The sequence below is a fragment of the Aquimonas sp. genome (assembly GCF_044377145.1).
GTDB lineage: Bacteria > Pseudomonadota > Gammaproteobacteria > Xanthomonadales > Xanthomonadaceae > Aquimonas.
Genome location: NZ_JBILJQ010000064.1, coordinates 1 through 25,717 on the forward strand (window position 1 = coordinate 1; position 25,717 = coordinate 25,717).

The following is a 25,717-nucleotide window of genomic DNA, read 5'->3' on the forward strand; positions in this document are numbered from 1 at the left end:
CGCAAGCATGAGCGAATCCGCCACTCAGGAGAACGAATGACAGCTATCTGGTGAACAGGCTGTCTCAAAGGGGTTGACGCGTTCCGTCCGTTCTCTCACTACGTTGAGCGAAATTACAACATCGACTTCGATAGCTTCCAGCGAATCCTCAGTGAGGCAACGAGCTTGAAGGAATTCGGCATGCTCGCAGCTACAGTGTCAGGCAAGGACGAAACAGCTAGCCGCATCGCTGCAACCTTTGCCTCAAGTCGTGCAGCGCGACGGGACTTCAATGGGGCGAGGGTAACTCTGGGGCGCAGTGCACTTGCTTCAGAGTCATCGGACGACGAGCGGCTAGCTACTAGCTTTCGCGATCGATCTACGGGGGAGACAGAAGAGGCCTCAATCGAAGCCGTTGGTATGCCGACCACCAAGCCAGCAGCAAAGGCGCAAACACCAGTCAAGAATAATCCCAAACGAAAAACCGAGTGAGGTTTAATCCATCATGTGTTGATTGGCCAGTCAACGAGTGACGATAAGGCAGTTGCTTCCTTCAGCTGACCTGCTCTTCCCGCGCCAATGTGTTCGATCTTGCGCGATAACTCAGTTGTCCAACGAAGAGTTCCGGTCGGTTGAATTGGCTCGGTGTCGGACTTCAATCGCCGGATGCCACTCTGAAGCGGTTTCTGCCCGCCCGCCCTCCCAGTGGCCTTACGCCTACAACCTCCCCGCCCGCTTCATAGCCAGATAGTGATCCACCAACGCCCCCGGAAGCTGCGCGGCGCTGACGTCGAGCACGCTGGTGCCTTGGGCGCGCAGGGCGTGGTGGGCGCGTTGGCGTTGTTCGAGGTAGTGCGCGGCGGCGCTGGTTTCCAGCGCGGCGTCGACGCTTTCGGGGGCGGATTCCATCAGGGTGTCGAGGATGCCTTCGCGCAGGCTGGCGACGCAGACCAGGTGTCGGCGCTGCAGCTGGCGGACGCCGGCCAGTAGATCCTCGATGTCTTCGTCGCGGGCGTTGGTGATGATCAGCACCAGGGCGCGCCGCTGCTGGCGGGCGCCGAGCTGTACCGCGGCTTCGATGTAGTCGGTGGCGACGGGCTGGGGCTGCAGGTCGAAGACGGTGTCGAGCATGCGGTCGATCGCGCCCAGGCCGCGCACCGGTGGCATCCAGCGCGATTCGCCGCCGCTGGCGAGCAGGCCGACCGAGTCGCCCTGGCGCAGGGCGATGAAGGCGACCAGCAGGCTGGCGTTCAAGGCGTGGTCGAAGTGGCTCAGGCTGCCGTCGTGGGCGAGCATGCGGCGGCCGGTGTCGAGCAGCAGCATGACCTGCTGGTTGCGCTCGTCCTGATAGTCGCGCGAGATCAGCTTGCGGGCGCGCTGGGTGGCCTTCCAGTCGATCTGGCGCAGGCTGTCGCCGGTGCGGTACTCGCGCAGCTGATGGAATTCGGTGCCCTCGCCGCGGCGACGGTGTTGATGCGCGCCGATCACGCGGCTGGCGCGGTCGGTGCCGACCAGGGCGAGGTGGCTGACGCGGGCGAAATCCGGGTACACGCGCACGGTGTTCTGCGCCTCGACGCGACGCGCTTGAGTCCACAGCCGCCAGGGCGAATGCAGGCGCAGGGCGCAGCCCTCGAAGCGCGCGCTGCCGCGCTGCTGCGGGTGCAGCCGATAGCTGATGACGATGCGCCCGCTCGCTGGCACCTGCAGGCGCTGCGGCATGTCCTCGACGCGCCAGTCGGCGGGGTGCAGGTCGAACACATCGAGCCGCTGCGGCGAGCCCTGCAGCGCCAGCTCGACATTCAGCGCATGGCCGACGGCGACCACGCGCGGCACGCGCCGTTCAAGCTCGGGCGTTGGCGATACGCGCAAGCGCGCCAGGTCGATCAGGCTGGCGCCGAGCAGGGCGCCGGCTGCTGCCAGCAGCGGCCCCGGCGTCGCCAGGCCAAACGCCAGCGCGGCGCCGGGCAGGGCCAGCGCGCACAGCAGGGCGATCAACAGGCCCGAGGGTCTCACTGGCGCGGTGCTTCCACTTTCTGCAGCAGGGCATCGAGCACGTCATCGATGCGGCGGCCTTCGATCTGCAGCTCGGGCGACAGCGACAGCCGGTGCCGCAGCGCCGGTTTGGCGATGGCGCGCAGGTCGTCGGGGGTGACGAAGTCGCGCCCGCTGAGCAAGGCCTGGGCGCGGGCTGCGCGCACCAGGGCCAGGCTGCCGCGCGGGCCGGCGCCCATTGAAAGCCCGGACCATTCGCGAGTGGCGCGGCAGATGCGCACCGCGTAGTCGAGCACCACCGGGTCGATGTGCACGCGCGCGCTGGCCTGCTGCAGGCCGAGCAACACTTCGGGTTTGGCGACCGCGCTGACCCGGCTCAGGTCGAAGTCGTGCGCCACGCGGCCGGTGCTGACCGCCTCGACCATCCGCACTTCATCGCTGTGGCTGGGGTAGTTCATCAGGATCTTCAGCAGAAAGCGGTCGAGCTGGGCTTCCGGCAGCGGATAGGTGCCCTCCTGTTCGACCGGGTTCTGGGTCGCGATCGCCATGAACGGCGGGGTGAGTGGAAAGCTGCGCGATTCGATAGTGACCTGGCCCTCCTGCATCACCTCAAGCAGGGCGGCCTGGGTTTTGGCCGGCGCGCGGTTGATCTCGTCGGCCAGCAGCAGGTTGGTGAACACCGGCCCGCGGCGAATGCGGAAGCTCTCGGTCTTGGGGTCGTAGAAGGCATGGCCGCTGACGTCGCTGGGCATCAGGTCGGGGGTGAACTGGATACGCGAGAACGTGCAGCTGACCGCCGCCGAAAGCGCCCGCACCAGCAGGGTTTTGCCCAAGCCCGGCACGCCCTCCAGCAGCACATGGCCGCCGGCCATCAGGGCCACCAGCAGCTCATCGAGCACCTGCTCCTGGCCGTAGAAGGCGCCGCCGATCTGCGCGCGGATGGCGGCAACAATCTGCACGGCCTGTTCGATCGACAGCTGCGGCACCGGTGCAGTGGGCGCGGCGGCGGGGACGGGCGGAGTGATCTCTGTGCTCATGATTCCTGGCTCAGGCGGTGAAGGATGCGAACCGCTTCGGCCAGGGCGGCCGGGCGATGGATGCGGGAGTCAAACAGGGCAGCGTCGACCTTCTCGGCCGGCAGGCCATGTCGCTGCGCCAGCGCCGCCGCGAGTTCAGCGGCCGGCAGTGCTGCCAAGGCCGGTGCACGCAGGCTGAGGCGGTTCAGGTATCGGCGCCGCAGCGGCCCCAGCAGGGCGCTGCCGCGGCCACGGCGCAGGCTCAGTTCGGCGGCAGCGCGCAGGTGCTCGCGCAGTGCACGGCGCGGCGCGGACGATTCCGCCAGCAGTGGGCCGAAGCGCTGGCTGCGCGCCCACAGCCAGGCCAGCAGGCCGAGCAGCAGGGGCAGCAGGATCGGCCAGCCGTGTTGGACCAGCAGCACATGCAGGGGCGGCATGTCGGCGGCGTAGACCAGCTGGATCTGGGTGCCGTCCTGCAGTGAGGGGCCGAGCAGCTGCCAGGCCAGCGCCTGGTTGGCCGGTTGGCGCAGGGCTTCGGTGCGCAGGAAGTCGAGCTGGGCGCTGATTACGATCTGGCCGGCGCCGTGGCGCAGGCGGGCGAACACATAGCCGTCGTAACTGTTGCCCCAGGTCCAGTCGAAGCGCTGCACGCCCTCGCTGCCCTCGTCCTGCTCGTAGTCATCGCCATGCAGGCGTTGCTCGGAGCAGAACCGGCCACGCGTGCGGCTGGCGGCGAACGGATCCAGCAGCTCTTCGAAGTTCGGAACTTCGACCAGGTCAGGGTCGGGCTTCTTGGCCGGCTGGGGCAGCTTCCAGTCGATGCAGCTGCTGTACTCGCTCGACCACAGCCCAAGCTTTTCGAGCAGGCGTGGGGTGCGGCCATCCGAGCCCGGCGGCAGGCTGATCAGTAGATCGCCGCCGCGCTCGACCCAGCTCAACACCGCGTCACTGGCGGCATCCGACAGGCCACGCAGATCCGGGCTCAGCACCAGCAGGGCAGGGCGGGCTTCGGGCAGGGCATCGATCTTCAGCACGCCTCTCGATTCGACCGCGAAGTCGCGCGCGCGCAGCACCTGCTGCAGGCCGTACAGCGGGTTAAGCCGCGCCTCACCCGTCAACGGTGCACGCAGCTTCACATCGCGCAGCTCGAAGGTGCTCCACCACCATGCGGCGAACAGGCCGAACAGCAGGGCGGCGACTGCCGTGAACCAGAACGAACGGCTCATGCGGCGGGCTCCGCGCTGGCGGGCGTCGCGGGTTCGGACCAGGCCTGCAGCAGGGCCTCAAGCTCGGCCTGCCCCGGCAGCCGATCGGCATAGGCGGCCGCCTGCCAGCTGCGCACGATGCGCGGGAACAGTGCGCCGAAGCCGCTGTTGCCCAAACGCCGGCCGCGACGCAGGCAGTCGGCCTCGGTGCTGCCCGGGGGCAGGGGCTCGCCGGTGCGCTCGACCACGCGCTGCACGCCGGCCGCGTACAGCAGGGCCAGTGCTGCGCGTGGCTGGCCGCTGTTCCAGAGCCGGCGCACCGCGGCGGGAATGTCATCCGGCAGCACGGTTGGCGCCACGGCGCCTGCTTCAAGCCGCGACTGCCTGCGGCGGCCGAGTGGCGTGTGCGCGTCGAGCAGCGGCATCCAGCGCGGCAGGGTCAGCAGAATCAACAGCACCAGCGCGGCCAGCAGCAGCCACAGGATGTTCTCGACCAGCAGCGACATCAGGCTGGCGAGGTCGCGCAGCCAGGCCGGGCCGGTATCGCCACGACGGATTTCGTCTGGCGTCGGTGGTTTGCGCGGCACCCAGGTGCTCTGGGTTTTGACCGGCGACAGGTTCTCGCGCGAGTAGACCTCGTCGCTGTGCGCGATGAACTCGGCGCCGCCGTCGATATGGGTGTGGGCGAACACGCGCTTGAACACATCCTTGCTGGACGGCACCGCGCCTTCGCCGCTGGTCGGGCCGGGATGGTCGATGCGCGGCTCTTCGTCTTCGTCGTAACAGTCGTCGCTGTCGCCCGCGTCGCAGTCATCGCCGCAGTAGCAGGGTTCTTCGGCGAAGTCTTCGTCGGCGGAATCGTCAGCCGAATCGTCAGCGCGCGCCTCGGTCGCCACCTCTGCGGCAGCGGCTTGCGCCTGCGTCGGCGCGGAGGTCAGGGCCAGCGCCAGCAGCGGCGCGAGCAGCACGGCGCTGACAGTCGCCAGACGCCGGGTCATGCGGCGGAAGCCGAGCTCGATGTCCCAGGCCTCGATCTGGGTGCGCCGGTTGAGATAGAGCCCGAACCCGCCGCCGACGTAGAACGGTGCGATCAGGCTGACGCTGAGCCAGTACAGCAGATTCAGCGTGGCCTGCGCCCACTGCGGTGGCTCGATGAACAGGGTGTCGCCGATCGCCTTGGCGGCATCGCCCATGAACTCGATCGGCACCATCAGAATCAGCAGGGCGACCGCGCCGAACGCGAGGATCGCCTCGAAATGCAGGCAGGCCAGCATCAGCAGAATGGCGTTGCCAGAGGCATTGCGGGCCAGCGCCTGGCGGCGCGCGCGACGCAGCGGGCCCTGTGCGCCTTCCAGAAAATCGACCGGCACCAGCAGGCTGCGCGTGGGCGACAGCCGCCGCCACAGCAGCCAGGGCAGCAGGCTGCCCCAGCTGTAGCCGCGCTGTGCGCGCAGCGCCTCGCCGAGTTGCGGCGCCTGGCCGAACACGGCGCGCGAATACACGTGCAGGGGCAGCCGTTCGAACGCAGGCTTCAGCCACCACATCAGCAGCGGCGGCAGCCACAGCAGGTCCAGCGGCCAGCAGATCGCGGTCAGCACCGCCAGCACCGGCAGGCTCAGCAGCAGCCAGCCGGCGAACACCACGCCGGCGTGGCGACGGGTCAGTGCAAAGCCGAGCTCGACGGCTTCCCAGCCCGAGCGCGGGCGCAGCGCGACCGAGAGATCCTCAATCCGCATAGTGGGTTCCACGGCCGCGGCCGGCCAGCAGCAGCCAGGCCAACAGCAGCAGCCACATGCTGATGCCGACGCTGTACTTCACCAGCGCCGGCATCCAGCCGATCGACGACCAGAAGGCCTCGACGAAGGCGGCGAACACCAGCATCGCGAACACGCCCAGCACGATCTTGGCGCCATTGGTGCCCTCCACGCGGAAGGCGCGTGCGCGGGTGCGCTGGCCGGGCATCAGCAGGCTCAGGCCCAGCCGCAGGCCGGCGCCACCGGCGATCACGATGCCGAGCAGCTCGGGCGCGGAATGGCCGGCGACAAAGCGCCAGAACGGGTCGCCATAACCGATCGCGGTCAGATGGCCGGCCACGGTGCCGATCATCACGCCGTTGAACAGCAGGATCAGCGCGGCGCCGATGCCGGCCAGCAGGCCGCTGGCGAAGCTGCGGAAGCCGATGCTGACGTTGTTGAGGATGTAGTAGCCGAACATCTGCAGGTCGGAGCCGCTGTCGCGACCCAGCCGGGTGTGGCCGGCGGCGGGGTCGTACATCGCCTCCATTTCGGCCAGCTGGGCGGGGGCGATCACCAGGGCTGAGAGTTCGGGTTTGTACTGCAGCAGCAGCATGCAGCCGAACAGCGGCAGGAAGAACAGCAGGGCGGCCACGCTCATGGTCCCCGGCTGGCCGCGCACCCGCTGCGGAAACTCACGGGCAAAGAAGTCGACGATGCGCAGCCAACGCGCGCGCGGCGGCCGGTACATCACCAAGTGGCCGCGCTCCGCCAGCCGGCGCAGGCGCTCGACCAGGGCCACGCTGTAGCTGCGCCGCTCGGCCAGCGCCAGCTGCTGGCACAGGCGCCGGTAAGCCGCGGGGAAATCGATATCAGCCAGAACTGCAGCCTCACTCGCATCGATGTCCGCCCTGCGCGGCGGCGGCGTGGCCGCGGCGCGCGGCTGGCGCGGTGCATCCAGCCAAGCGGACAGTCGCGTCCATTCGGCAAGGTGGCGGCGTTCGAAGTCGGCCTGCTTCATGCGCGTTCTCCGCGCTGGCCGATCAGGCTGGTCGACATGCCCAGCACCTGCTGCACGCCCGCGGCGCCCTGCGCCTGCGTCAGTGGCTGCAGCAGCTGGGCCAGTTCGATCTGGCGTTCCTCGCTGAGCTGACGATGCCGCTCGGCGAAGGCGAGCAGGGCCTCGCGGTCCGGGCGCAGCAAGCCGGGCGGTGGGTTCACCGCGGCGGCACCGGACGGCAGCGGCGGCGGCTCCAGACCGCGGCTGTGCACCACCAGGGTGCCGGCGGCCATATCGCCGAGGCGACGGCCGCGGCCATCGAACAGGCCGGTGACGATGCCGAGCGCGTAGCCCAGCGGCAGCATGTCGACGGTGCGCAACAGATTGCGGGTGGCCGAGGCGACCCAGCCAACCGCGGTGCCATCGGCGTGGACAACGCGCAGGCTCAGCGCCTTCTTGCCCGGGGTCTGGCCCTGCCACATCACTTCGAACAGCACCGGGTACAGCCACATCAGGCTGAACACAACGATCAGGTAGATGCCATGGCCGCTGTCGCCCATGAAGGCCAAGGGGATCACGCACAGCCAGACCAGCATCAGCCGGATGCCGGCATCGATCGCCCAAGCCAGTGCGCGCGGAACCACGCCAGCCGGCAGCAGATGCAGGTGGATGCCCTCGGGCGTTTCAACCTCGACGCGGGTGTCCAGCGCGGAACTCGCACTCATCGAAGCGTGACGCGACGGCGGAAGAATGCGCCCAAGCGAGCGAGAGTTTGGCTGGCGAACACTTCATAAACCCCGCGTGAGCACAAAGGCGCCGCGCAGTCCCGGAAGGTGGGTCGCGGCATTCAGGCACTGTAGCCGGCGATACTTGATTTGCAAGCCCTTGAGAACACATGGCGCCCGAACGAAAACGGCCGCAGCGAGGCTGCGGCCGTTGTTGCGCGTTGTCTATCGCGTTCGCTTACAGCAGACGGGCCCGGCCGCCGTTGACACGCACGTAGCTGCCCTCTCGGATGCCGTTCAAGTCCTGCTGAGTGACCACCAGGCGCCGGCCGTCGTCCATCCGAACAAACAGCTCGTAGCGCGGCGCAGCGCGCGAATCCTTCTCCAGCTCGTTACCGGCGATGCCGCCGGCGATGGCACCGGCCACCGTGGCGACCTTGCGGCCGGAGCCGCCGCCGACCTGGTTGCCCAGCACACCACCGATGATGCCGCCGAGGATGGCACCGCCACCCGTCGACTCACGCTCACCGTAAACGCGATCCACGCGCTCGACCTGGCCGCAGTCGTAGCAGCGGGCGTAGCCGTCGCTGGGGCCGTAGTTGCGGCTGCCGCCGGAGACGCAGGCCGACAGCAGCAGGGTGAGCAGCGCAAGAGAAATCAGGCGAAACGACATCGGGAACCTCCTCGTCAGCAATCTGGCGTGACTACCGTGGCGCCGACCATGCCGCGCTGCGCCTGAACGTGGGCCGAGCCCGCCGTGTACCCGTTCAGGCCGCGGACACCGCCGTCAGCACGGCGTGATCAGCCACGGCCGAAGTCGCGATGGCAGGCCTGACAAGTGTCGCGGACCTTGCCGATCTCGGCCTGGCGCACGCTGCAGCTGACGCTGTCGTCCAGCGCCATCGCGGTATCGAGCCGGGCGCGGAACTGCTGACTGTGGCGCGCGAACAGCTCGGCGTCGTAGCCGCGCTCGATGAACAGCGGTTCGAGGTCATCGGCCAGCGTGCGCATCACCAGCAGCTGGCGCGCGCCGGTGCCTTCCTTGCAGCCAGTTTCAACCGCCTCGCGCGCGCCGCCCAACTGGTACTGCAGGGTCACCATCATCGCCGCATGCGCGCGCGGCCCCTTGCCCATGCTGAGCAGGTTGAGGGCGGTGGCGGTCAACAGCGAGCCGATCAGCAGACCGACGACAAGCAGAAGCAGGGCGCGCATGGGCAAGGCACTGGCAGACGAAGGGGGCAGAGGATACGCGAGCACCGTCGCGCCGCCGTGCAGGTCGGGCGCAGGCTTCGTATCATCCGCCCCCGCCTTGCCCTTACTTACGACACGCCGATGACCGTCGACCACGCCCGCTTCGCCGGAATCGATCGCCTGTACGGGGCCGGCAGCGTCGAGCGGCTGGCGCGGGCGCATGTGTGCATCGTCGGTGTCGGCGGTGTGGGCTCATGGGCAGCCGAAGCGCTGGCACGCAGCGGCATCGGCCGACTGACCCTGATCGATGCCGACGACATCTGCGTCAGCAACGTCAATCGCCAGCTGCACGCGCTGGACGGCGAGTTCGGACGGCTGAAGGTCGAAGTGCTGGCCGAGCGATTGAAGCGCATCCACCCGCAGATCGAAGTCATCACGCTGGCGCAGTTCCTGACCACCGCGACCCTCGACCCGCTTCTGCTCGGCGGCTACGACTACGTGCTGGACGCCTGCGATGCGCTGAAGGTCAAGATCGAGATGATCGCGTTCTGCCGGCGCCGCAAGATCCCGCTCGTGGTCAGCGGTTCGGCCGGTGGCCGCGCTGATCCGACCTTGATCGAAGTGCGCGACCTCTCGCGCACCGAACTCGACGCCATGCTCGCCCTGGTGCGCAAGCAGCTGCGGCGCGACTTTGGATTTCCGAAGAACCCCGACCGCTACTTCGGCGTCGCAGCCGTGTTCTCGCGCGAGAACGTGCGCTACCCGCAGGCCGACGGCAGCGTCTGCGGACTGCGCCCGGCCGGCGAGGGCAGCATGGGCCTGGACTGCGGCAATGGCGGACTGGGCGCGGCCACGCACGTCACCGCGAGTTTCGCGTTTGCGGCGGTCGGGCGGATCCTGAAGAACCTGCTGCAGCCGCAGAAGGTCAGCGGCTGAGCTCATCTCGACCGCTGGGTCGACGCACTGTCCAAGCGCGTCACTTCTGCGTGTACGCGCGATCGATTGCGGCGCCCCCTACGTCGCGACGGCTTCGATCTCAACCAGCGCGCGCAGCAGCAGTTCATCCGGCGCGAGGTTGCCATCCAGCCGAACTACATCGGCCTCGTTGACCGGCAGCTGCAGGGCATCGAACTGGCTGTCCAGCAGAGTCGCCGGCATGTAATGGCCGCGGCGTTGCAGCAGGCGCTGGCGCAGGCTGTCGCGGCCGAGTTCGAGCAGCAGGAAGGTGCAGCGATAGCCGAGCTCGCGAAAGCGCTGTCGGTGCTGTGCGCGCAGGCCGCTGTAGGCCAGCACGCAGCTGCTGCGTCGGGTATGCAGGGCGAGGCAGATCGAGGCGATCCAAGGTTCGCGCTGGCTGTCGTCCAGCGGCCGGCCGGCGGCCATTTGGGCGCGATGGGCGGCGCTGTGAAAATCGTCGGCCTCCAGCATCGGCCAGCCCAGACGCGCCCCCAAAGCCGCGGCCAGTGTGCTCTTGCCGCTGCCGCTGACGCCCATGCAGATCACCAGCTGCGGAGGCTGAAGTGGCGTTTGCTGATTCACGCCGACGGCACCTGCACGTACACCGAGTAACGACGCCCCGGCTCGATCGCGCGAATCAAGGGCGTTGCCAGATTTTGCCCGTCCAACGACAGCTGCAGCTCGCTGCCGCCGCGGCTGTAGTGGATGTCGAACTCGGCGCCGCGAAACCTGCGGCGCAGGTGCGCGGTGGGCCAGCACAGCGGCAGCTGCGGCTGGATCATCAGGCCGTCGCGGCAGCCGCGCAGCCCGAACAGGCCTTCGATCAGCGCGCGCTGGATCCAGCCGGCGGTGCCGGTGTTGGCGAGCTGACTGGAGCGTCCGGCGGTCTGCGAATGCAGACGATGCGCGCCGCGATAGTAGTTCGGCAGAAAAGTCGGCAGCTGGCCGCGCTGCAGATAGTCGGCTGGGTCCGGGCCGGGAATCATCTGCCGTAGCAGCGCGAAGGCGCGCTCACCTTCGCCGCTGGCATACAGCGCATGGATGTAGAAAGCGCCCGCGTGGTTGTATATCGAACCGTTCTCGGCCGCGCCCGGAAACTTCTGAGTGACCCGGCCGATGTCCTCGTGCATGCGGGTGTAGGGCGGCTCGCACAGCGCCAGCCCGAACGGCGACTGCAGCTGCTGCGCGATCGCCGCATGCATGCGCTGCTGCTGCTCCGGCGTGGCGATGCCGGCGAGGATCGCGAAGCTCTGTGGGTTCAGAAAGATCCGCCCTTCGTCATCCGCGCGCACGCCGAAGCGGCGGCCATGATCGGTGATGCCGCGGGCGAACCAGTCGCCATCCCATAGATGTTCCTGCACGCAACGGTCGAGCTCGGCCGCGGCGGTTTTCAGCTCGGCGGCGGTGTCGGCTTGGCCGTGCTGCAGACACACCTGCGCCCAGCTGCGCAGCGCGTAGACGGTGGCGATCGACAGCCAGCCGGAGACGCCGCGGCCCAGGTGGCCGACCATGTTCATCGGGTCGCACCAGTCGCCCTGGCCCATGTAGCTCAGGCCGCGCGCATCGCGGTTGTCGAGCAGCCAGCGCAGCGCAGCCAGCACGCGTTCGGACACCGTGCGGGTGCTGCCGTGGCGGTCGGTCACCGGCACCTGCAGCAGGCCGTAGTCGCCGCTCTCATCCAGATACACCTGCAGGCTCAGCGGCAGCCATACGCCGTGGTCGGTGTGCGGAATCTGGTTGATGTATTTCAGCTGCGCCTCGGCATGCAGCAGGATGCCGTCGGGCAGGGCGCCGTCGGGTTCCTGTTGAGACAGGCAACGCAGCAGGGCGGCGCGGGCAAGCGCGGGCTGCAGGTAAGCGACGCCCATCGCATCCTGTAGATAGTTGCGGGTCTGCGGATCGGTGGTGAAGCGGTTGGCGTGGCCGAGGTAAAAGGCCTGGCGATTGAGCCAGCTGTTGGCGAAGGCATCCAGGCCGTAGTCCGGCGTGTTGATCTGCACGGCATCAAGAGCCGGCGCCAGAAAGTCGCGGTAGCCGGCGCGCGCCTGCTCGAATCCCTGCGGGACGAGATAGCGTTCCCGCACCGCTTTGATCTCGCTGTGGTTCAGCGCTGGGCCGAAAGCGAATCTCAGCTCGCGAGTGTCGTCATCGCCCAACTCCAGCCGGTAGTGCAGGCAGGCGGCGGGGGTTTGGTACAGCGCTTCGCCGTTCTGCAGCTGAGCGGCGCGCACGCCGTCCGGAGATATCAGCCCGCCTTCGCCCTCGAACGCTTCTTGCCGGCATTCCCAGGACTGCGGCGCGGTGTCGTGCAGCAGATAGCTGTGATCCTTCAGGCGGCGGATCTGTGCGTAGTCTTCGAGCTTCTGATAGCCGGTGATGCAGCGCGCGACGATGCCGCCGAGTACGGGCTCGTAGCGTGCCGACTGGTTCATCCAGCTCATGTAGCCGATCGGGAAGTACAGGTACACGCTGAGCCGGCGCCGCTGGCCGCTGCGGTTGTCGATGCGCAGCTGCCACAGCTCGACGGCGTCCTCGACCGGCAGCGACACCGACCAGCTCAGCGCGAGGCCGAGATGCTCGATCAGCCAGCTGGCCTGATCGGGTTCGGCGCGAAAGCAGAAGCTGTCGGTTCGCACGCGGGTCGGCTCGTAGGGCAGCGAGAACACGGCGCCGCTGTCTTCATCCTTGATGTACACGAAGCGCCCAGGATGGTGCGCGTAGTGCGGCTGTTCGGGCTGCAGAAAGCTCTTGGCCTCAAGCGTCGGCGCGTAGGCGTACTTGCCCGGCTCGGGCTGCAGATGCAGGGCGCTGGCGTAGCCGCGACAGTTCAGCTGCAGAAACAGCGCGCGGTTCCACAGGAAGGTCGAGGCGCGCGGCATCGAGCGCGGGCAGTTCAGTTCGACAGCGGCGCCGTGCTGGCGGATCAGATCCATGGGAAACCGGAGTTCGGATGTTGGGATGGGCGTCAGGAGTCGCTGCCGCGCGCGGCCAGATCGCGCTGGATGCGCACCAGCTCCGGCCCGCTCAGGCGATAGGCCATTGCCAGCAGCGCGGCGGCCAGCGCGAACACGCCGGGTACCCAGGTTTGCAGCGCGTGGATGCCGGCCGCGGAGGCGCCGGTCTGGGCCTGATTGGCGGCGTAGCCGATCGCCGCCAGTACCCACAGCAGGGCCGCCGAGCCCAGCGAGCCGCCGAGCTTCTGCGCGAAAGTCGCCGCAGCAAACGTCATCGCGGTGGCGCGCCGGCGATTGCGCCACTCGTTGTAGTCAGCGGTGTCAGCATACATCGACCAGGTCAAGGGCGACTTCGGACCGAGCGCAAGGCTGATCAGGATATTGAGCGCAAAGATCAGCGCGATGTCGTCGCGGCCGACGAAGTAGAACGCGATCGACAGCGCGCTGACGATCAGCATCAGCAGCACCAGCAGGCGCGCTTTGTCGAGCAGGCGGATCAGCAGCGGTGCGAGTGCTGCGCCCGCGGCGTAGGCGAGCATCTGCGCCAGCAGATAGTTCGGCAGCAGATCCGGGCGCTGCAGATAGTAGGTGAAGAAGTAGTAGGCCGAGCCCGCGCGCAGGGTGATCGTCATCATGATCAGCATGGCCAGCCCGAACAGGATCAGCCACGGCCGATTGCCCAGCAGGTCGCGAAGATCCGCCAGCGGCGAGGTGCGCTGCTGCTGTGGCGGCGGCGCGATGCGCTCGCGGGTGCTGGCAAAGGTGATCACGAAGATCACGCCGGCCACCACGCCGTACAGCAGCATGGTCAGCTGCCGGCCGCGGGCGGCATCGCCCTCGCCGAACCACGCCACCAGCGGCAGGGTGAATTTGTTGACCAGGGCGCCGCCGGTGAACGCGAACAGGAAGCGCAGGCTGTTCAGCGCCGTACGTTCTTCACTGCGCGCACTCATTACCCCGCACAGGGCGGAGTAGGGCGTGCTGAGCACGGTGTAGGCCAGCATCATCAGGCTGAACGTAGCGTAGGCCCAGATCAGCTTGCCGCTGTCGTCGAGGTCGGGTGTAGTGAAGGTCAGCACGCCGGCGCCCGCCAGCGGTACGGCCCCGATCAGCAGCCAGGGGCGGAACTGGCCCCAGCGGGTGCGGGTGCGGTCGGCGATCGCGCCCATCACCGGATCGGTGATGGCGTCGATGAGTTTGGTGGTGAACAGCAGGGTGCCGGCGGCCGCCGCTGAAATGCCGAAGACATCGGTGTAGAACGCCGCCAGAAACGAGGCGATCGTGGTCCAGTACAGATTGAAGCCGAGATCGCCGACGCCGAAGCCCAGACGCTCGCGCCAGCGCAGCGTCGCCAGGCGATCAGCGCTGTCGGCGCTCATGCGGCGCGGCGCTGCGGAGCTGTGCTCATGGCAACAGCTCCAGCCGGCCGAAGCTGCCGGCATCGGTGTACAGCCGGTTGCGGTCGCCATCGACGGCTGCCACGTCGACATCGGTCATCATCCGCGTGCGGTCACCGGGCGTATCGCTATCACACCAGGCCAGCGCGAAGCCCAGCACCTCGCCAGCGCGCAGCCGGCGCGGGCGATCCGTCCCGCCCTTGGACGGATCGGGATAGACGTCGATACGCAGCTCCCAGACCAGCGGATACGGCGCCTGCGCCGAGCGCTTCCACACCGACTGCAGGTGATCGTTGTACAGCGCGGCCTTGCCATCGCTGCCGTCTGCATTGCCGCGGATATCGACGACCTGATTGTCGAGCGCGATGTGGTAGGCGAACGCGCTGTCGTTGAACTGATGATTGCCGCCGCTGGCGTCTTCGTCGATCAGCACTTCCAGCGCATCGTCGGCCCAGTAGCCCTGCAACGGGTCGGCGTGGCCATCGATCAGGATGTCGTCGTGAATCTCGGCCAGCAGGAAAAGGGCGTCGCGGGTCCAGACCAGTTTGTAGTGGCCGCTGAAGTCAGCACCGCGGGTCGGCGGGCTGCCGACCAGGGTGTGGGTCAGGCTGCGCCAGGGTGCAACCTGCCAGGCAGTGTCGCTGTCATCGCCATCGATGCGTGGGGCGTGCTCGGCGCGCGGCGCGCGGTAGCCGGGATCGACCTCCGCGGCCGCCACGCCTGCGTACAGGAGCAGCAGCGCGGTTGCAAGCGCAGAGCAGGTCCGCCGCTCGGGTCGGATACACGGTGACGCCCTCAACCCAGCAGCCCGATGCGTGCGGCGCCCAGGGTGCCGACATCCGGATTGCCGATGCGGAAGGTCGGTGTGCGGGTCAGCAGTGGAGTAAAACGCCCTTTGTCGACGAACGCGCCGCGGAACAGTTCTTCGCCGCGCGCGTCGAGCACATGTTCGAGCATGCCGCCAGCCAAGTAGACGCCACCCCAGCCGCCATACATCAGCACCGCGTCACCGGCGAAGCGCCCGAGAATGCTGCAGAACAGATCGATCGCACTGCGCGCGTCCGGATCGCCGGCGCGCGCCGCGGCGACCACGCTGGCGGAGTCGGGCGCACTGGTGCCGCCGCCGCGCGCCATCATCACGCAGGCCGCATGCAGATTGACCAGACCTTCGCCGCACAACAGGCGCTCATAGGAAACGCGGCCGTAGCGTTTCTGCAGGAAGCGCAGGATGAAGATCTCGCGCTCGTCGTGCGGTGCGAAGCTGGCGTGGCCGCCTTCGGTTTCGAGCACCGCGATGCTGCGCGCGTCGCGGCGGATCGCGGCGGCGCCGAGGCCCGTGCCCGGCCCCAGTACCACTTGCACGGCGGCACGGTCGAAGGCCGCGCCCGGGGCGCGCCCGATCGGCATCACATCGGCCTCGGTCAGCCCCGGCACCGCCCAGGCCACCGCGGCGAAATCGTTGACCACGCGCAGCTGGCGAAAGCCCAGCTGATGCTTCAGACGCTCGATCGAGAAGCTCCAGCCGCTGTTGGTCAGGATCACCTGGTCATCCAGTACGGCCCCAGCCACGGCCAACACCGCATGCTCAGGCACCGTCTGCCCGGTGTCTTGGAAATAGCAGCCGAGCGCTTCTTCCATGCCGTCATGGCGGTCGACCTTCAAGGTGCGACGGGCTTCCAGATCGACCCGGGCGCCGTCGTGCAGCCTGGCGGTGGCGAAGCGCGCATTGGTGCCGCCGATGTCGGCCACCAGGCAGTGCAGGGCGGTCGCGGGGTGGGTGCTCGTTTGCGGTTCCAACAACAGACTCATGTGCGGTGGCTCCATGCCAGGACGCGGAAGCGCTGGCGCAGGTATGCTCTCAGGCTGATATCGCTGTCAGCTTGGCAGCACACGGTGTGTGCAAATTCAGGGAGTTCAGGATGCGGGTGACCATTGACGACGTGGCCAAGGCTGCCGGGGTTTCGCCCAAAACGGTGTCGCGGGTGATCAACAGCGAGCCCAACGTGCGCGCCCAGACCCGTGACCGGGTGACCGCGGTCATCGAAGCGCTGAAGTTCCGGCCCGACCCGTCGGCGCGCAGCTTGGCCGCCAGCCGCTCGTATCTGATCGCTCTGCTGTACGACAATCCGTCCGACAGCTACTTGATGGAGATCATCAGCGGCGTGCTCGACACCTGCCAGGCGCAGCACTACCACACGCTGCTGTGTCCCTTGGCTTTCGACCGCAGCGATCTGGTCCAGGAACTCGACGCGATGCTGGCGCAGTCGCGTCCGGGCGGCTTGATCCTGACCCCGCCGCTGACCGACAGCGAGGCCCTGCTTGCGCGCCTGGCCGAGCAGGGGCTGCCGTTCTCGTGCATCTCGCCGAAGCGCCCGAACACCTGCGTCGGGGTCACCATCGATGAGCGCCAGGCGGCGCGCGACATGGTTGGGCATCTGATCGATCTCGGCCACCAGCGTATCGCCCATATCCGCGGCCATGCCGCCCATGGGGCTTCGCGCTGGCGCGTTGACGGTTACCGCGATGCGCTCAAACGCGCTGGCATCGAGCTCGACCCCGATCTGCTGGTGCAGGGCGAGTTCTCCTTCGACTCCGGCCTGCGGGCGGCGCGCCAGCTGCTGGACCTGGCCGAACCGCCGACCGCGATCTTCGCTGCCAACGACGACATGGCCGCTGGCGTGGTGCGCATCGCCCATGAGCGCGGGCTGTCGGTGCCGGGCGATCTGTCGGTCTGCGGCTTCGATGACATTCCGATCGCGCACCAGATCTTTCCTGCGCTGACGACCGTCCGTCAGCCTGCCCGCGAGATGGGCTCGATCGCCGCCACCGAGCTGCTCAAGCTGATGCGCGATCCGCGCAGCGCCAGCATGCGTCGCATTCCCTATGGGCTGTGTCTGCGCCAGTCCACCGGCGCAGTTCCCAAGGCCCGCAGCGGCGCGCGCCGTTGAGGCCTCGGCAGCCGCTTCGGCGGTCGCGATCCGATTACCAGAACAGTGCATAGACGGCGATCAGGAAGACGGTGACGGCAGCGGCGCCGATGTTGAAGCCGGTGCTGGAGGTGAAGTTCACGTTGGCCAGATCCATCGCCTTCGCCTGCGGCTTCCAGCCCTGCAGCCAGGACACCAGCAGGGCCAGCGCGCAGCACAGCAGGAACACATAGCCGACCCGGTCCATGAACGGCATGTCCGGCAGCCCCCATCGCAGCAGCACTGAAAGCACGAACGAGCCGAGGGCGGCGGTGAGTGCACCCAATGAAGTCGTGCGTTTGACGAACACGCCGAGCAGGAAGATGGCGCAGATGCCCGGAGTGAAGAAGCCGGTGAACTCCTGGATGTACTGGAAGGCCTGATCGAAATTGCCCAGCAGCGGCCGTGCGCACAGCACCGCGATCACCAGTGAAGCAGTGCCGACTACGCGACCCATCGTAACCAGCTGCGTCTGAGTCGAATCCGGCCGGAGGGGCTTGTACAGATCCATGGTGAAGATGGTGGCGACCGAGTTCATCATCGAACCCAGCGACGACACGATCGCCGCAATCAATCCCGCGAAGATGAGACCACGCAGACCCGAAGGGGCAAGCTTCATCATTTCCGGATAGGCCTGATCGGGTTTGGTCAGATCGGGCGCCAGCATCACCGCGGCAATGCCGGGGACGACGATGATCAAGGGCATCAGCAGCTTCAAGCCAGCCGCGAACAGGATGCCCTTCTGCGCCTCCTGCAGGCTCTTGGCGCCGAGCGCGCGCTGGATGATGTACTGGTTGAAGCCCCAGTACGACAGGTTCATCACCCACATGCCGCCGAGCAGAACGCCCAACCCAGGCAGGTTCTTGTACTCGGGATTGTCGCTGGACAGAATCATGTCGAACTTCTCCGGCATGGCGTCCAGCAGCATGGCGAAGCCCTTGATCGGACCGGCGCCATCGGCGACCAGATCGAGGCTGATCCAGGCGATCACCAGCCCGCCAGCGACCAGAACGACCACCTGGATGATGTCGGTCATCGCCACCGCGCGCATGCCGCCATAGAGCGAATAGGCCAGCGCGAACGCGGCGAGTGACAGCAGGCCCAGATTCATGTCGAGACCGGTCATCGACTGGATCGCCAGCGCGCCCAGCCACAGCACCGCGGTGAGATTCACGAATACGTAGACACCGAGCCAGAACACCGCCATCACCGTCTTGACGCTGCGGTCGAAGCGCTGCTCCAGAAACTGCGGCATGGTGTAAACGCCGGACTTCAACAGCACCGGCAGGATGTACTTGCCAACCAGCACCAGGGTGATGGCGGCCATCCACTCGTAGCTGGCAATCGCCAGGCCCATGGCATAGCCGGAGCCGGACATGCCGATGATTTGTTCGGCTGAAATATTGGCGGCGATCAGCGATGCGCCGACCGCCCACCAGGGCAGGGTGCGCCCGGCCAGAAAGTAGTCGTCAGCATTACGATCATGGCCCTTCTCCGAGCGAGAGATCCAGGTCGCGACTCCGATCAGCAGCAGGACGTAAACGAGCACGACAGCGAGATCGAGCTGGGAAAGCGTGAACATGCGGGCTCCTCGCTCGACGGATGGACCTTGGGCGACAACAGATGGTGTGGCAGGACGCGGGAGCAAAAAGAGCGACGCGGCCCCGGGGAGAGGGCCGCGCCGCTGACGCGCCTCAGAACTGGTAACGCACGCGAACGCCGAAGGTGCGCGGGTCATTCAGGAAACGGATGTTCAGCTGCGAACCGACCAGAGCCTTTTGCGACACATCGTCCCCGAGCAGGTTCGAGCCGTAGGCCTCGAAGCGCCAGTTGCTGCCGAACGGGGTATAGCCGATGCCGGCATTGATGGTGGTGTACGCGCTCTGCCGGTCGGGGAAACCCGCAACCGCGGCCGATTCAACCCGCGATACCGTGCCTGCGGTGTTGGAAACGAACGCCACGTCCCGGTTGTTGAACTGGGTCAGGTAGTAGGCCGAGCGATAGCTCGCCAGCACCTGCCAGTCGAAGCTGCCGTTGCCGAGGTCGAACACGTGCTGCAGGCGCGCGTTCAGGGTCAGCTTCGATGAGAGCGGCAGTTCATTGCCGGCCAGGTTGATCTGCGAGGTGATACCGCCCAGGCCGAAATCGATGCTGCGCACATCGGCCACCACGCCCTGCTTGATCTCGGTGTCGAGCAGCAGCGCGTTGATCGTCAGGGTCACATCGCGGCTCAGGCTGAGCATGCTCTCGGCTTCGAGACCCATGATCTTCGATTTGCCGACATTGCGGTTGACCAGAGCAAAGCCGGTGGCTTCGCCGGTCTCCGGATTGAAGGCGATCGCGGTCAGATCCTGGAACACCTGGTCGCGATAGTCGTAGTAGAAACCGGCGACATTGAACGTCGACCAGCGACCCAGGAACTCGAAGCTCTGCTTGGAGCCCAGCTCGTACGCAGTGATCGATTCCGGTTCGTAGGTTTCCGGGATCACATTGATATCGAAGCTGTCGTTGAAACCGCCGGCTTTGTGGCCGGTAGAAATCGTGCCGTAGAGCAGGTGATCAGCGCTCAGGTCCTTCTCGAAGCCGAAACGCCAGTCGGTGAAGTTGAAGGCGCTGCTGCCTTGCTGCTGGGCCGGGATGGAGAGTGCGATCCACGGGTGCGAGCCCGAAGGCGTGCACGAGAGACTCCCGCCGCCGGTGTCGGGACGATCGACGCAGCCGCCATTCGGATTGGTGCCGCTGGCGATCGGGCCGATCTGCTGGAAGATGGTGTCGTTGACGCCGCCCGCGAGGATGCCCTGCAGCAGAAAGCGCGCGCGCTCGGCGTTGGTGGTGATGCTGGTGACGTCGAAGTTCGGACGTCGGGTGAGCGCAGGCAGGAAGCCCGGCGTGCCCAAGCGCACCGAGAAGCAACAGCCGTCTGCGGCGCCGAGGCCGATGGTCCAGTTGCCACCGATGCCGTAGCGGTACTTGGATTCGTCGGTGTAGCGCAGGCCGCCCTTAAGACGGAAGGTGTCGCTGACATCAAACGTTCCGTCACCAAACATCGCCCACGAATCGCTGCGCACGTCCGGCATCGTGAACTCGGTGCCGGAATAGAACACGCCCTTGTCAGCCAGCGAGAACAGGCCGACCTGCTGGTCCTCGTCGAAACTGAAGCCGCCTACCGTCCAGCGGAAGCGCGATTCGTCCGATGACGACAGCAGCAGCTCGTGGGTGCGCGCCTTCGACAGGGTTTCCCAGTAGTTGCCCGAGAACAGGTCATAGTCGGGGCGCGAGCCGTCACTGCTGCCTGGCGGACGCTGCTGCAGATTGCGGCCCGGCCAGGTGATGCCGGCACTGTTGGCATTGGTCTGGGTGTAGTCAACGTCGCGGTAGCTGGCGTTGTATTCGAGGTTCACCCCGTCGAAGTCGTAGGTGATCTTGCCCATGAAGCCTTTGTTGGTCGAGTCGACCGCGCCCTGGGCGCCGAAGTAGACGACTTCACGCAGGTCGATATCATCCGGATCAAAACCCTCTCGCGCGGCGCCGTAGATGTTGGCGCCCGGATAGCCGGTGCCGCCTTCCTGGCCGTAGTCAGCCATCAGGAACACGCTCATGACGTCGCTCGGCTCCCACAGGAACGACAGGCGACCGGCGTCTTCGTTCTGATAGCCCGCGGGGCGCAGGCGCTGATCGCCGACGTTCTTGAACGAGGTGTCCTTCTCGACGTGATAGCCGGCGATACGCAGCGCCATGGTGGAGCCGATCGGCAGGTTGTAGCCGAACTCCCCGGTGACGGCGTCGCGGCTGCCAACTTCACCGAGCACGAAGCCATTGGTCTCGCCAAGCACGGGCTTCGCGGTGACGATGTTCAGCGTGCCCGCCAGCGCATTGCGTCCGCGCAGAGTGCCCTGCGGGCCCTTGTTTACTTCGACACGCTCGAGGTCGTAGAACATCGCGCCCAGGCCGCGCGGACGCGGGATGTAGGTTCCATTGATGTGCGGCGCTGCGCCCGGATCGCCGAGTTCGGTGTTGTTGGACGAGCCAACGCCGCGGATGAAGATCTCGACGTTGCCTTCCTGGTTGGCGATGCTCATGCCCGGCACGGCGACCTGCAGATTGCGCAGCTCGTTATTGATGCCCAGGCCGCGCAGATCATCCTGGCTGAGCGCCTGCGCGGTACCTGCGTACTTCTGCAGGTCCTGCTCGCGCCGATCAACGGTGACCGTGATGGTGTCCAGCTTCTTGGCGTCTTCGCTGTCGTCCTGGCTCGTGTTCTGTGCGGTCTGAGCCATCGCTGGCGCCGACAGCGCCAGTGCTGTGGCCAATGCCAACAGATTGCGCTGCATACGGAAGTTCGAGTGTCGTTGTGTGGTGCGCATCGTGTACCCCTCCAGACGCCTTTGATTGTTTGAGTGGCGCCGCATTGAAGCCTCTACATCCCCCAACCGGGCGGTGGGAGAGCCCTGCCTTGCATGGATCTCGCGATCCGTAGTGCCCTGACTCGACTCGCGTCCGCTTGCCGCCTGGCGCGGGTGTGCTCAGGTGTTCAGTTGGCGGCTGCGCCGCATCCGATCCTGTGCTCGGCGTCGGTGCCGAGCTCAACACGGGCGATCGACAGGCCCAGGCCCGCACCGCCATCGACCACCAGCGGTGCGCTGATCCGGGTGACATCGGCACCGGCCGTCCGCAGGCACTTCAGCGGCACCGCCAGACGGGTCCAGCTGCCGATGCTGATGTCCTCCAGAGTGTCGCTGGCATCGACGCTGCCCAGGCAGCTCTCGCCGCAACGCATGCCGATGGCCATCGCGCCGGCCGAGTCCACCCGCAGCGACAGCACCAGCAGCACATCGCCGTTGGTTTCGCGTTCAAGGTCCACCGGCGCGGCGACGTTCAGCTCGACCCGGCCCTCGCCCTCCCAACTGAAGCGGCGCGCGTCCTCCTGCGCCAGATGATCGATGGCGCGCCCGCTGACCGCATTGCGCGGGCTGCTGACCGGCGCATTGCCGGCCACCGCACGCACGCCGCCGGCATCCGCCACCTGCAGGCTCGCACCGGTGCTCAAGCTGCCGCGGGCGAACCACTGGCCTGCGCGATGGGATGAGGCGGTCAAGCCGGATGCTTCGGACAGCGCAGCCAGCTCGGCGGGAGCGGCATAGGTCAGGCCGTAGCCAAACGCGAACTGCGGGTTGTAGCCCTCGGCCCCGGCGTTCAGCGCGAACTGGGTGGCGTCGCGTGGCCACGAGAACGACAGGGTGCCGCTGAAGTCATGCTGGATCGCGCCGCTCGCATCGCGCAGCAGGACGTCGGCGATGCCGCCGCCTTCACCGCCCGGCAGCCACGCCGCGACGAAGGCGTTGGCGGTATTGATCTCGCGGTTCACCCACAGCGGCCGGCCTGACAGGAACACCGCCACCACCGGGATGCCATCGGCGCGCAGGCGCTGCAGCAGCTGCAGGTCGCGCGGATCCTCCGGGCGATAGGCGAGGGTGTCGATGTCGCCGACGAACTCTGCATACGGGTCCTCGCCGAACACCACCACGGCGACATCCGGGCGGCTGCTGTAGCGGCCATCGATGGCCAGTTCAGTCGTGCCGCCAGCCGCTTCGATCTGCTGGCGGAAGCCCTGCCAGATGCTTTCGGCATTGGGGAAGTCGGACGGTTGGGTGCCCGTGCCCTGCCAGGTCAGCGTCCAACCGCCGCTTTGCTTGGCGACATCGTTGGCGCCGTCGCCGGCGATCAGGATGCGCTGCTTGGGGTCGAGCGGCAGCAGGCCGTTGTTGTTCTTCAACAGCACGAGAGAGCGACGCACCGCTTCACGCGAGATCGCGCGATGATCGGCGTGCCCGATCAGCTCGAAGCGTCCGCCCAGAGCCCGCGCCGACGGGCTATCGGCGTCAAGCAGGCCAAGCCGTGCCTTGACCCGCAAAATCCTCAACACGGCCTCGTCCAGGCGCGCCCGGCTGAGGCGCTTGCTGCGCACGTCGCGCAGGGTGTTGTCGAACAGGCCGCGCCAGCTATCGGGCGCCATGAACATGTCGACGCCGGCTTCGATCGAAGCTGAGCAGTGTTCGTTGGTACAGCCTGGCACCTGGCCATGGCCGTTCCAATCGCCGACCACGAAACCGTCGAACTGCATGCGTCCCCGCAGCACATCGGTCAGCAGGCCGCGATGCCCATGCAATTTGACGCCGTTCCAGCCCGAGAATGAGGCCATCACGCTTTGCACGCCCGCCGCAACGGCAGGCGGGTAGCCAGCGGCATGGATGTCGCGCAGCACGGCCTCGCTGGTGCGGGTGTCGCCCTGATCGCGGCCATTCAAGGTGCCGCCATCACCCACAAAGTGCTTGGCGGAGGACAACACGTGGTGCTCATCGAGGAATTCGGCACTGCCGGGAACACCCTGCAGGCCCTCGACCACGGCGGCGGCGTAACTCGCCACTCGCGCCGGGTCCTCGGAAAAACCCTCGTAGGTGCGGCCCCAGCGATCATCTTGGGGAACCGTCAGGGTGGGGGCGAACGTCCATTCCGCCCCGGTGACGCGCAGTTCAGTGGCGGTGACGCGGGCGATGCGGCGGATCAGATCGGGATCGTTGGCAGCGCCCAGGCCGATGTTGTGCGGAAACAAGGTCGCGCCAATGACGTTGTTATGGCCATGCACGGCATCTATGCCGAACAGCAGCGGGATTGCGACCCCGCCGCGGGACTTCGAGGCTTGATGGTAGGCATCCGCCAGCGCCAACCATTCCTGCGCCGTGGCGTACTGCTTGCCTCCGGGCGCCGAGTTGCCGCCTGCCAGCACCGAGCCCAGCGGATAGCGGGCGATGTCGGCCGGAGTGATGCTGCCGATGTCGGCCTGGATCAATTGCCCAACCTTTTCCTCGACGCTCATCTCGGCCAGCAGCTTGGCGATCCGGCGCTCGATAGCAGGGTCGCGCTGCAGCGGCGAGCGGCCAAGCGGCCACTGTTCGGGATTGACCTGGGACGAAGCCGCAGGGTTGGCCGAAGCATCTGCGCGAACCGTCGAAGCATGCGCTGCGAGCATGCATGCCACCACCATCGACGCCGCAAGGGCGAGAGCGCTGGTCGCGCGGGGGCGTGCCGACAGCTGCCTGGGGCAGCCCGCCGGGTTATTGGTGAACATGTTTTCCCTCCCACGGTTTCGTCGTTCCCGCGGCCTGCGCGGAGTGGCGTCTTGGTGCGCCGATCGCTAACTTTCCGCAAACTGACATCGCTGTCAACGGTTTTCTGCAGGACGAAGCCCGAGCGTATCGGGTCGCGCTGCCGTCAGCTGATTGGAACTGCGGATTTGTTGCAGTGCGATCGGAGGGGTGTGGCGGATCGCGGCACGCACGCCTACGTGCTTGAAACCCCAGCACTTGTTCGACGGCCGCGCGGAGTTCGCAAGCGCCTGGGCGGCGGCCGGGCGAGCATAGTCCGTACTGTCGGCGGCGCCGGACTCAATCGAACGAAGGGCGATTCGCGGGAAGCAGTGAGTCGAGTCGAAACAGTGCGTCTGCATTCGCAGAGGTGCGATCGGCGATCTCTTCCACCGCCACATTGCGCAGGGCCGCGACACAGGCCGCCACTTCGCCGATGCGCGCAGGGAGATTGCGCTGGCCGCGCCAGGCGGACAGCGGCTGATCGGGTGCGTCGGATTCCAGCAGCAGGAACTCGATTGGCATGCGACTGACCAGTTCACGCAGGCGCTGCGCGCGCGGGTAGGTGACGGGCCCGCCGATGCCGAGCATGAATCCGAGGTCAAACAGTTGTTGTGCCTGCTCGCTGCTGCCGGCATAGCTGTGAACGACGCCGCGCAGCCGGCCGCGATAGCGCTTGAGCGCGAGCAACACAGTCTCTACCGCCCGCCGTGCATGCAGGATCACCGGCAGGCCGGCGGTGGCGGCGATCTCCAGTTGTGCGTCGAAATAGTGTTGCTGCTCGGCCGGATCGAGCGACTCGATGAAGAAATCCAGACCAAACTCGCCGACCGCCACCGGCAGCTCGCGCTGAACCCAGCCCTGCAGCTGGTCCAGATGCTCGCGTCGATGCTCGGGTAGAAACACCGGATGCAGGCCATAGGCCGGATGCAGATCAGCGTGCTGCGCGCATAGCGCCTGCAGGCCCGGCCAGCTGGCGGCGCTGACCGCTGGAATGACCTGGGCCCACACCCCGGCCGCGCGCGCCTCGTCCAGCACGGCCGCGCGATCGGCATCGAACTCGGGCGCGTCGAGATGGCAGTGGCTGTCGATCAGACGCATGGATCGAGACCGTCAGCGGCGTTCGGTTCGCTCGGACAGCGCAGGTGGCGCAGGCGACCGGCCGCTAGCCTTGTCGCTGCGGCTGCGCTTCCAACTTGTCAGCAGTAGGGTGCCGAGTCCGAGCAGGATCTCGTCAAGGAAGGGCAGGGGGTCGGGCACCACCAGGGTGACCACGAACAGCAGCACGGTCAGCAGGGCCAGCTGCGGAAAGCGCAGGCGCTCAAGGCGACGACGGATGAAGGCGGGCAGGAAACGAGGCATGGCGAGCTCCGGCAAACGACTCCGTGAGCATGGGTGCGCGCGCCGGCGGGTTCAAGCAGATGCGCCGACTGGCGTTCAGACAATCGGCCGGGCCTGAG

20 protein-coding genes are annotated in these 25,717 nt (G+C 67.1%); 2 read left to right on the plus strand and 18 right to left on the minus strand.

Translation table 11 applies throughout. From position 1 onward, the window contains the following. Positions 1-696 precede the first annotated feature (696 nt). The 8 genes from ACIQ7H_RS16865 to ACIQ7H_RS16900 all read right to left on the minus strand — a co-directional run bounded on the left by ACIQ7H_RS16865 (position 697) and on the right by ACIQ7H_RS16900 (position 8,862). On the minus strand, positions 697-1,992 hold the full coding sequence (locus ACIQ7H_RS16865) for a DUF58 domain-containing protein (protein WP_395793634.1): 1,296 nt from the start codon (positions 1,990-1,992) through the stop codon (positions 697-699). Beyond that, positions 1,989-3,008: an AAA family ATPase gene (locus ACIQ7H_RS16870; RefSeq protein ID WP_395793636.1), complete on the minus strand. Its 1,020-nt coding sequence runs from the start codon at positions 3,006-3,008 to the stop codon at positions 1,989-1,991. The genes ACIQ7H_RS16865 and ACIQ7H_RS16870 overlap by 4 nt, the downstream gene beginning before the upstream one ends. Continuing rightward, positions 3,005-4,213 carry a DUF4350 domain-containing protein gene (locus ACIQ7H_RS16875; RefSeq protein ID WP_395793638.1) on the minus strand — a complete coding sequence of 403 codons (1,209 nt, stop codon included), beginning with the start codon at positions 4,211-4,213 and terminating at the stop codon, positions 3,005-3,007. Before ACIQ7H_RS16875 ends, ACIQ7H_RS16870 begins: the two co-directional genes overlap by 4 nt. Beyond that, positions 4,210-5,928, minus strand: coding sequence for a DUF4129 domain-containing protein (locus tag ACIQ7H_RS16880; RefSeq protein ID WP_395793640.1), 1,719 nt, complete (start codon positions 5,926-5,928; stop codon positions 4,210-4,212). Before ACIQ7H_RS16880 ends, ACIQ7H_RS16875 begins: the two co-directional genes overlap by 4 nt. After that, positions 5,918-6,946, minus strand: a complete 1,029-nt coding sequence (locus tag ACIQ7H_RS16885) for a stage II sporulation protein M (RefSeq protein ID WP_395793642.1) — start codon at positions 6,944-6,946, stop codon at positions 5,918-5,920. The genes ACIQ7H_RS16880 and ACIQ7H_RS16885 overlap by 11 nt, the downstream gene beginning before the upstream one ends. Continuing rightward, a complete protein-coding gene (locus ACIQ7H_RS16890) occupies positions 6,943-7,650 on the minus strand; it encodes an RDD family protein (RefSeq protein WP_395793644.1) in 708 nt (235 codons plus the stop codon). The genes ACIQ7H_RS16885 and ACIQ7H_RS16890 overlap by 4 nt, the downstream gene beginning before the upstream one ends. 238 nt (positions 7,651-7,888) lie before the next feature. Continuing rightward, positions 7,889-8,323: a glycine zipper 2TM domain-containing protein gene (locus ACIQ7H_RS16895; protein WP_395793646.1), complete on the minus strand. Its 435-nt coding sequence runs from the start codon at positions 8,321-8,323 to the stop codon at positions 7,889-7,891. Between the two features lie 128 nt (positions 8,324-8,451). Continuing rightward, positions 8,452-8,862: a hypothetical protein gene (locus ACIQ7H_RS16900; RefSeq protein WP_395793648.1), complete on the minus strand. Its 411-nt coding sequence runs from the start codon at positions 8,860-8,862 to the stop codon at positions 8,452-8,454. A gap of 120 nt (positions 8,863-8,982) precedes the next feature. Between ACIQ7H_RS16900 and ACIQ7H_RS16905 the strand changes: the two genes are divergently transcribed. Next, on the plus strand, positions 8,983-9,777 hold the full coding sequence (locus tag ACIQ7H_RS16905; protein ID WP_395793650.1) for a ThiF family adenylyltransferase: 795 nt from the start codon (positions 8,983-8,985) through the stop codon (positions 9,775-9,777). A 78-nt stretch (positions 9,778-9,855) separates the two neighbouring features. Here the strand turns inward: ACIQ7H_RS16905 and ACIQ7H_RS16910 are convergent, their stop codons facing one another. From ACIQ7H_RS16910 to glk, 5 genes are all read right to left on the minus strand, one after another. After that, a complete protein-coding gene (locus ACIQ7H_RS16910) occupies positions 9,856-10,380 on the minus strand; it encodes a gluconokinase (protein WP_395793652.1) in 525 nt (174 codons plus the stop codon). Then, positions 10,377-12,731, minus strand: a complete 2,355-nt coding sequence (locus tag ACIQ7H_RS16915; RefSeq protein WP_395793654.1) for a GH36-type glycosyl hydrolase domain-containing protein — start codon at positions 12,729-12,731, stop codon at positions 10,377-10,379. Before ACIQ7H_RS16915 ends, ACIQ7H_RS16910 begins: the two co-directional genes overlap by 4 nt. Positions 12,732-12,763: 32 nt before the next feature. Next, positions 12,764-14,131, minus strand: a complete 1,368-nt coding sequence (locus ACIQ7H_RS16920) for an MFS transporter (protein WP_395793656.1) — start codon at positions 14,129-14,131, stop codon at positions 12,764-12,766. Positions 14,132-14,156: 25 nt separating this feature from the next. After that, entirely contained in the window at positions 14,157-14,867 is a 711-nt protein-coding gene (locus ACIQ7H_RS16925) for a sugar-binding protein (RefSeq protein WP_395793658.1), read from the minus strand. A gap of 77 nt (positions 14,868-14,944) precedes the next feature. Further along, positions 14,945-15,958 carry a glucokinase gene (gene glk, locus ACIQ7H_RS16930; protein ID WP_395793660.1) on the minus strand — a complete coding sequence of 338 codons (1,014 nt, stop codon included), beginning with the start codon at positions 15,956-15,958 and terminating at the stop codon, positions 14,945-14,947. A gap of 110 nt (positions 15,959-16,068) precedes the next feature. On the opposite strand from glk, the gene ACIQ7H_RS16935 reads away from it, so the two are divergent. Continuing rightward, positions 16,069-17,097 (plus strand): LacI family DNA-binding transcriptional regulator, encoded by a 1,029-nt coding sequence (locus tag ACIQ7H_RS16935; RefSeq protein ID WP_395793662.1) that lies wholly within the window; start codon positions 16,069-16,071, stop codon positions 17,095-17,097. A 34-nt stretch (positions 17,098-17,131) separates the two neighbouring features. On the opposite strand, the gene ACIQ7H_RS16940 is transcribed toward ACIQ7H_RS16935, so the two are convergent. The 5 genes from ACIQ7H_RS16940 to ACIQ7H_RS16960 form a co-directional block, all read right to left on the minus strand. Continuing rightward, positions 17,132-18,697: a sodium/solute symporter gene (locus tag ACIQ7H_RS16940; protein WP_395793664.1), complete on the minus strand. Its 1,566-nt coding sequence runs from the start codon at positions 18,695-18,697 to the stop codon at positions 17,132-17,134. A 112-nt stretch (positions 18,698-18,809) separates the two neighbouring features. Beyond that, on the minus strand, positions 18,810-21,479 hold the full coding sequence (locus ACIQ7H_RS16945) for a TonB-dependent receptor (RefSeq protein WP_395793666.1): 2,670 nt from the start codon (positions 21,477-21,479) through the stop codon (positions 18,810-18,812). A 167-nt stretch (positions 21,480-21,646) separates the two neighbouring features. Further along, positions 21,647-24,241: a glycoside hydrolase family 3 N-terminal domain-containing protein gene (locus tag ACIQ7H_RS16950; protein ID WP_395793668.1), complete on the minus strand. Its 2,595-nt coding sequence runs from the start codon at positions 24,239-24,241 to the stop codon at positions 21,647-21,649. A 316-nt stretch (positions 24,242-24,557) separates the two neighbouring features. After that, positions 24,558-25,358, minus strand: coding sequence for a TatD family hydrolase (locus ACIQ7H_RS16955; RefSeq protein ID WP_395793670.1), 801 nt, complete (start codon positions 25,356-25,358; stop codon positions 24,558-24,560). A gap of 12 nt (positions 25,359-25,370) precedes the next feature. Next, positions 25,371-25,619: a DUF6116 family protein gene (locus ACIQ7H_RS16960; RefSeq protein ID WP_395793672.1), complete on the minus strand. Its 249-nt coding sequence runs from the start codon at positions 25,617-25,619 to the stop codon at positions 25,371-25,373. Positions 25,620-25,717 lie beyond the last annotated feature (98 nt).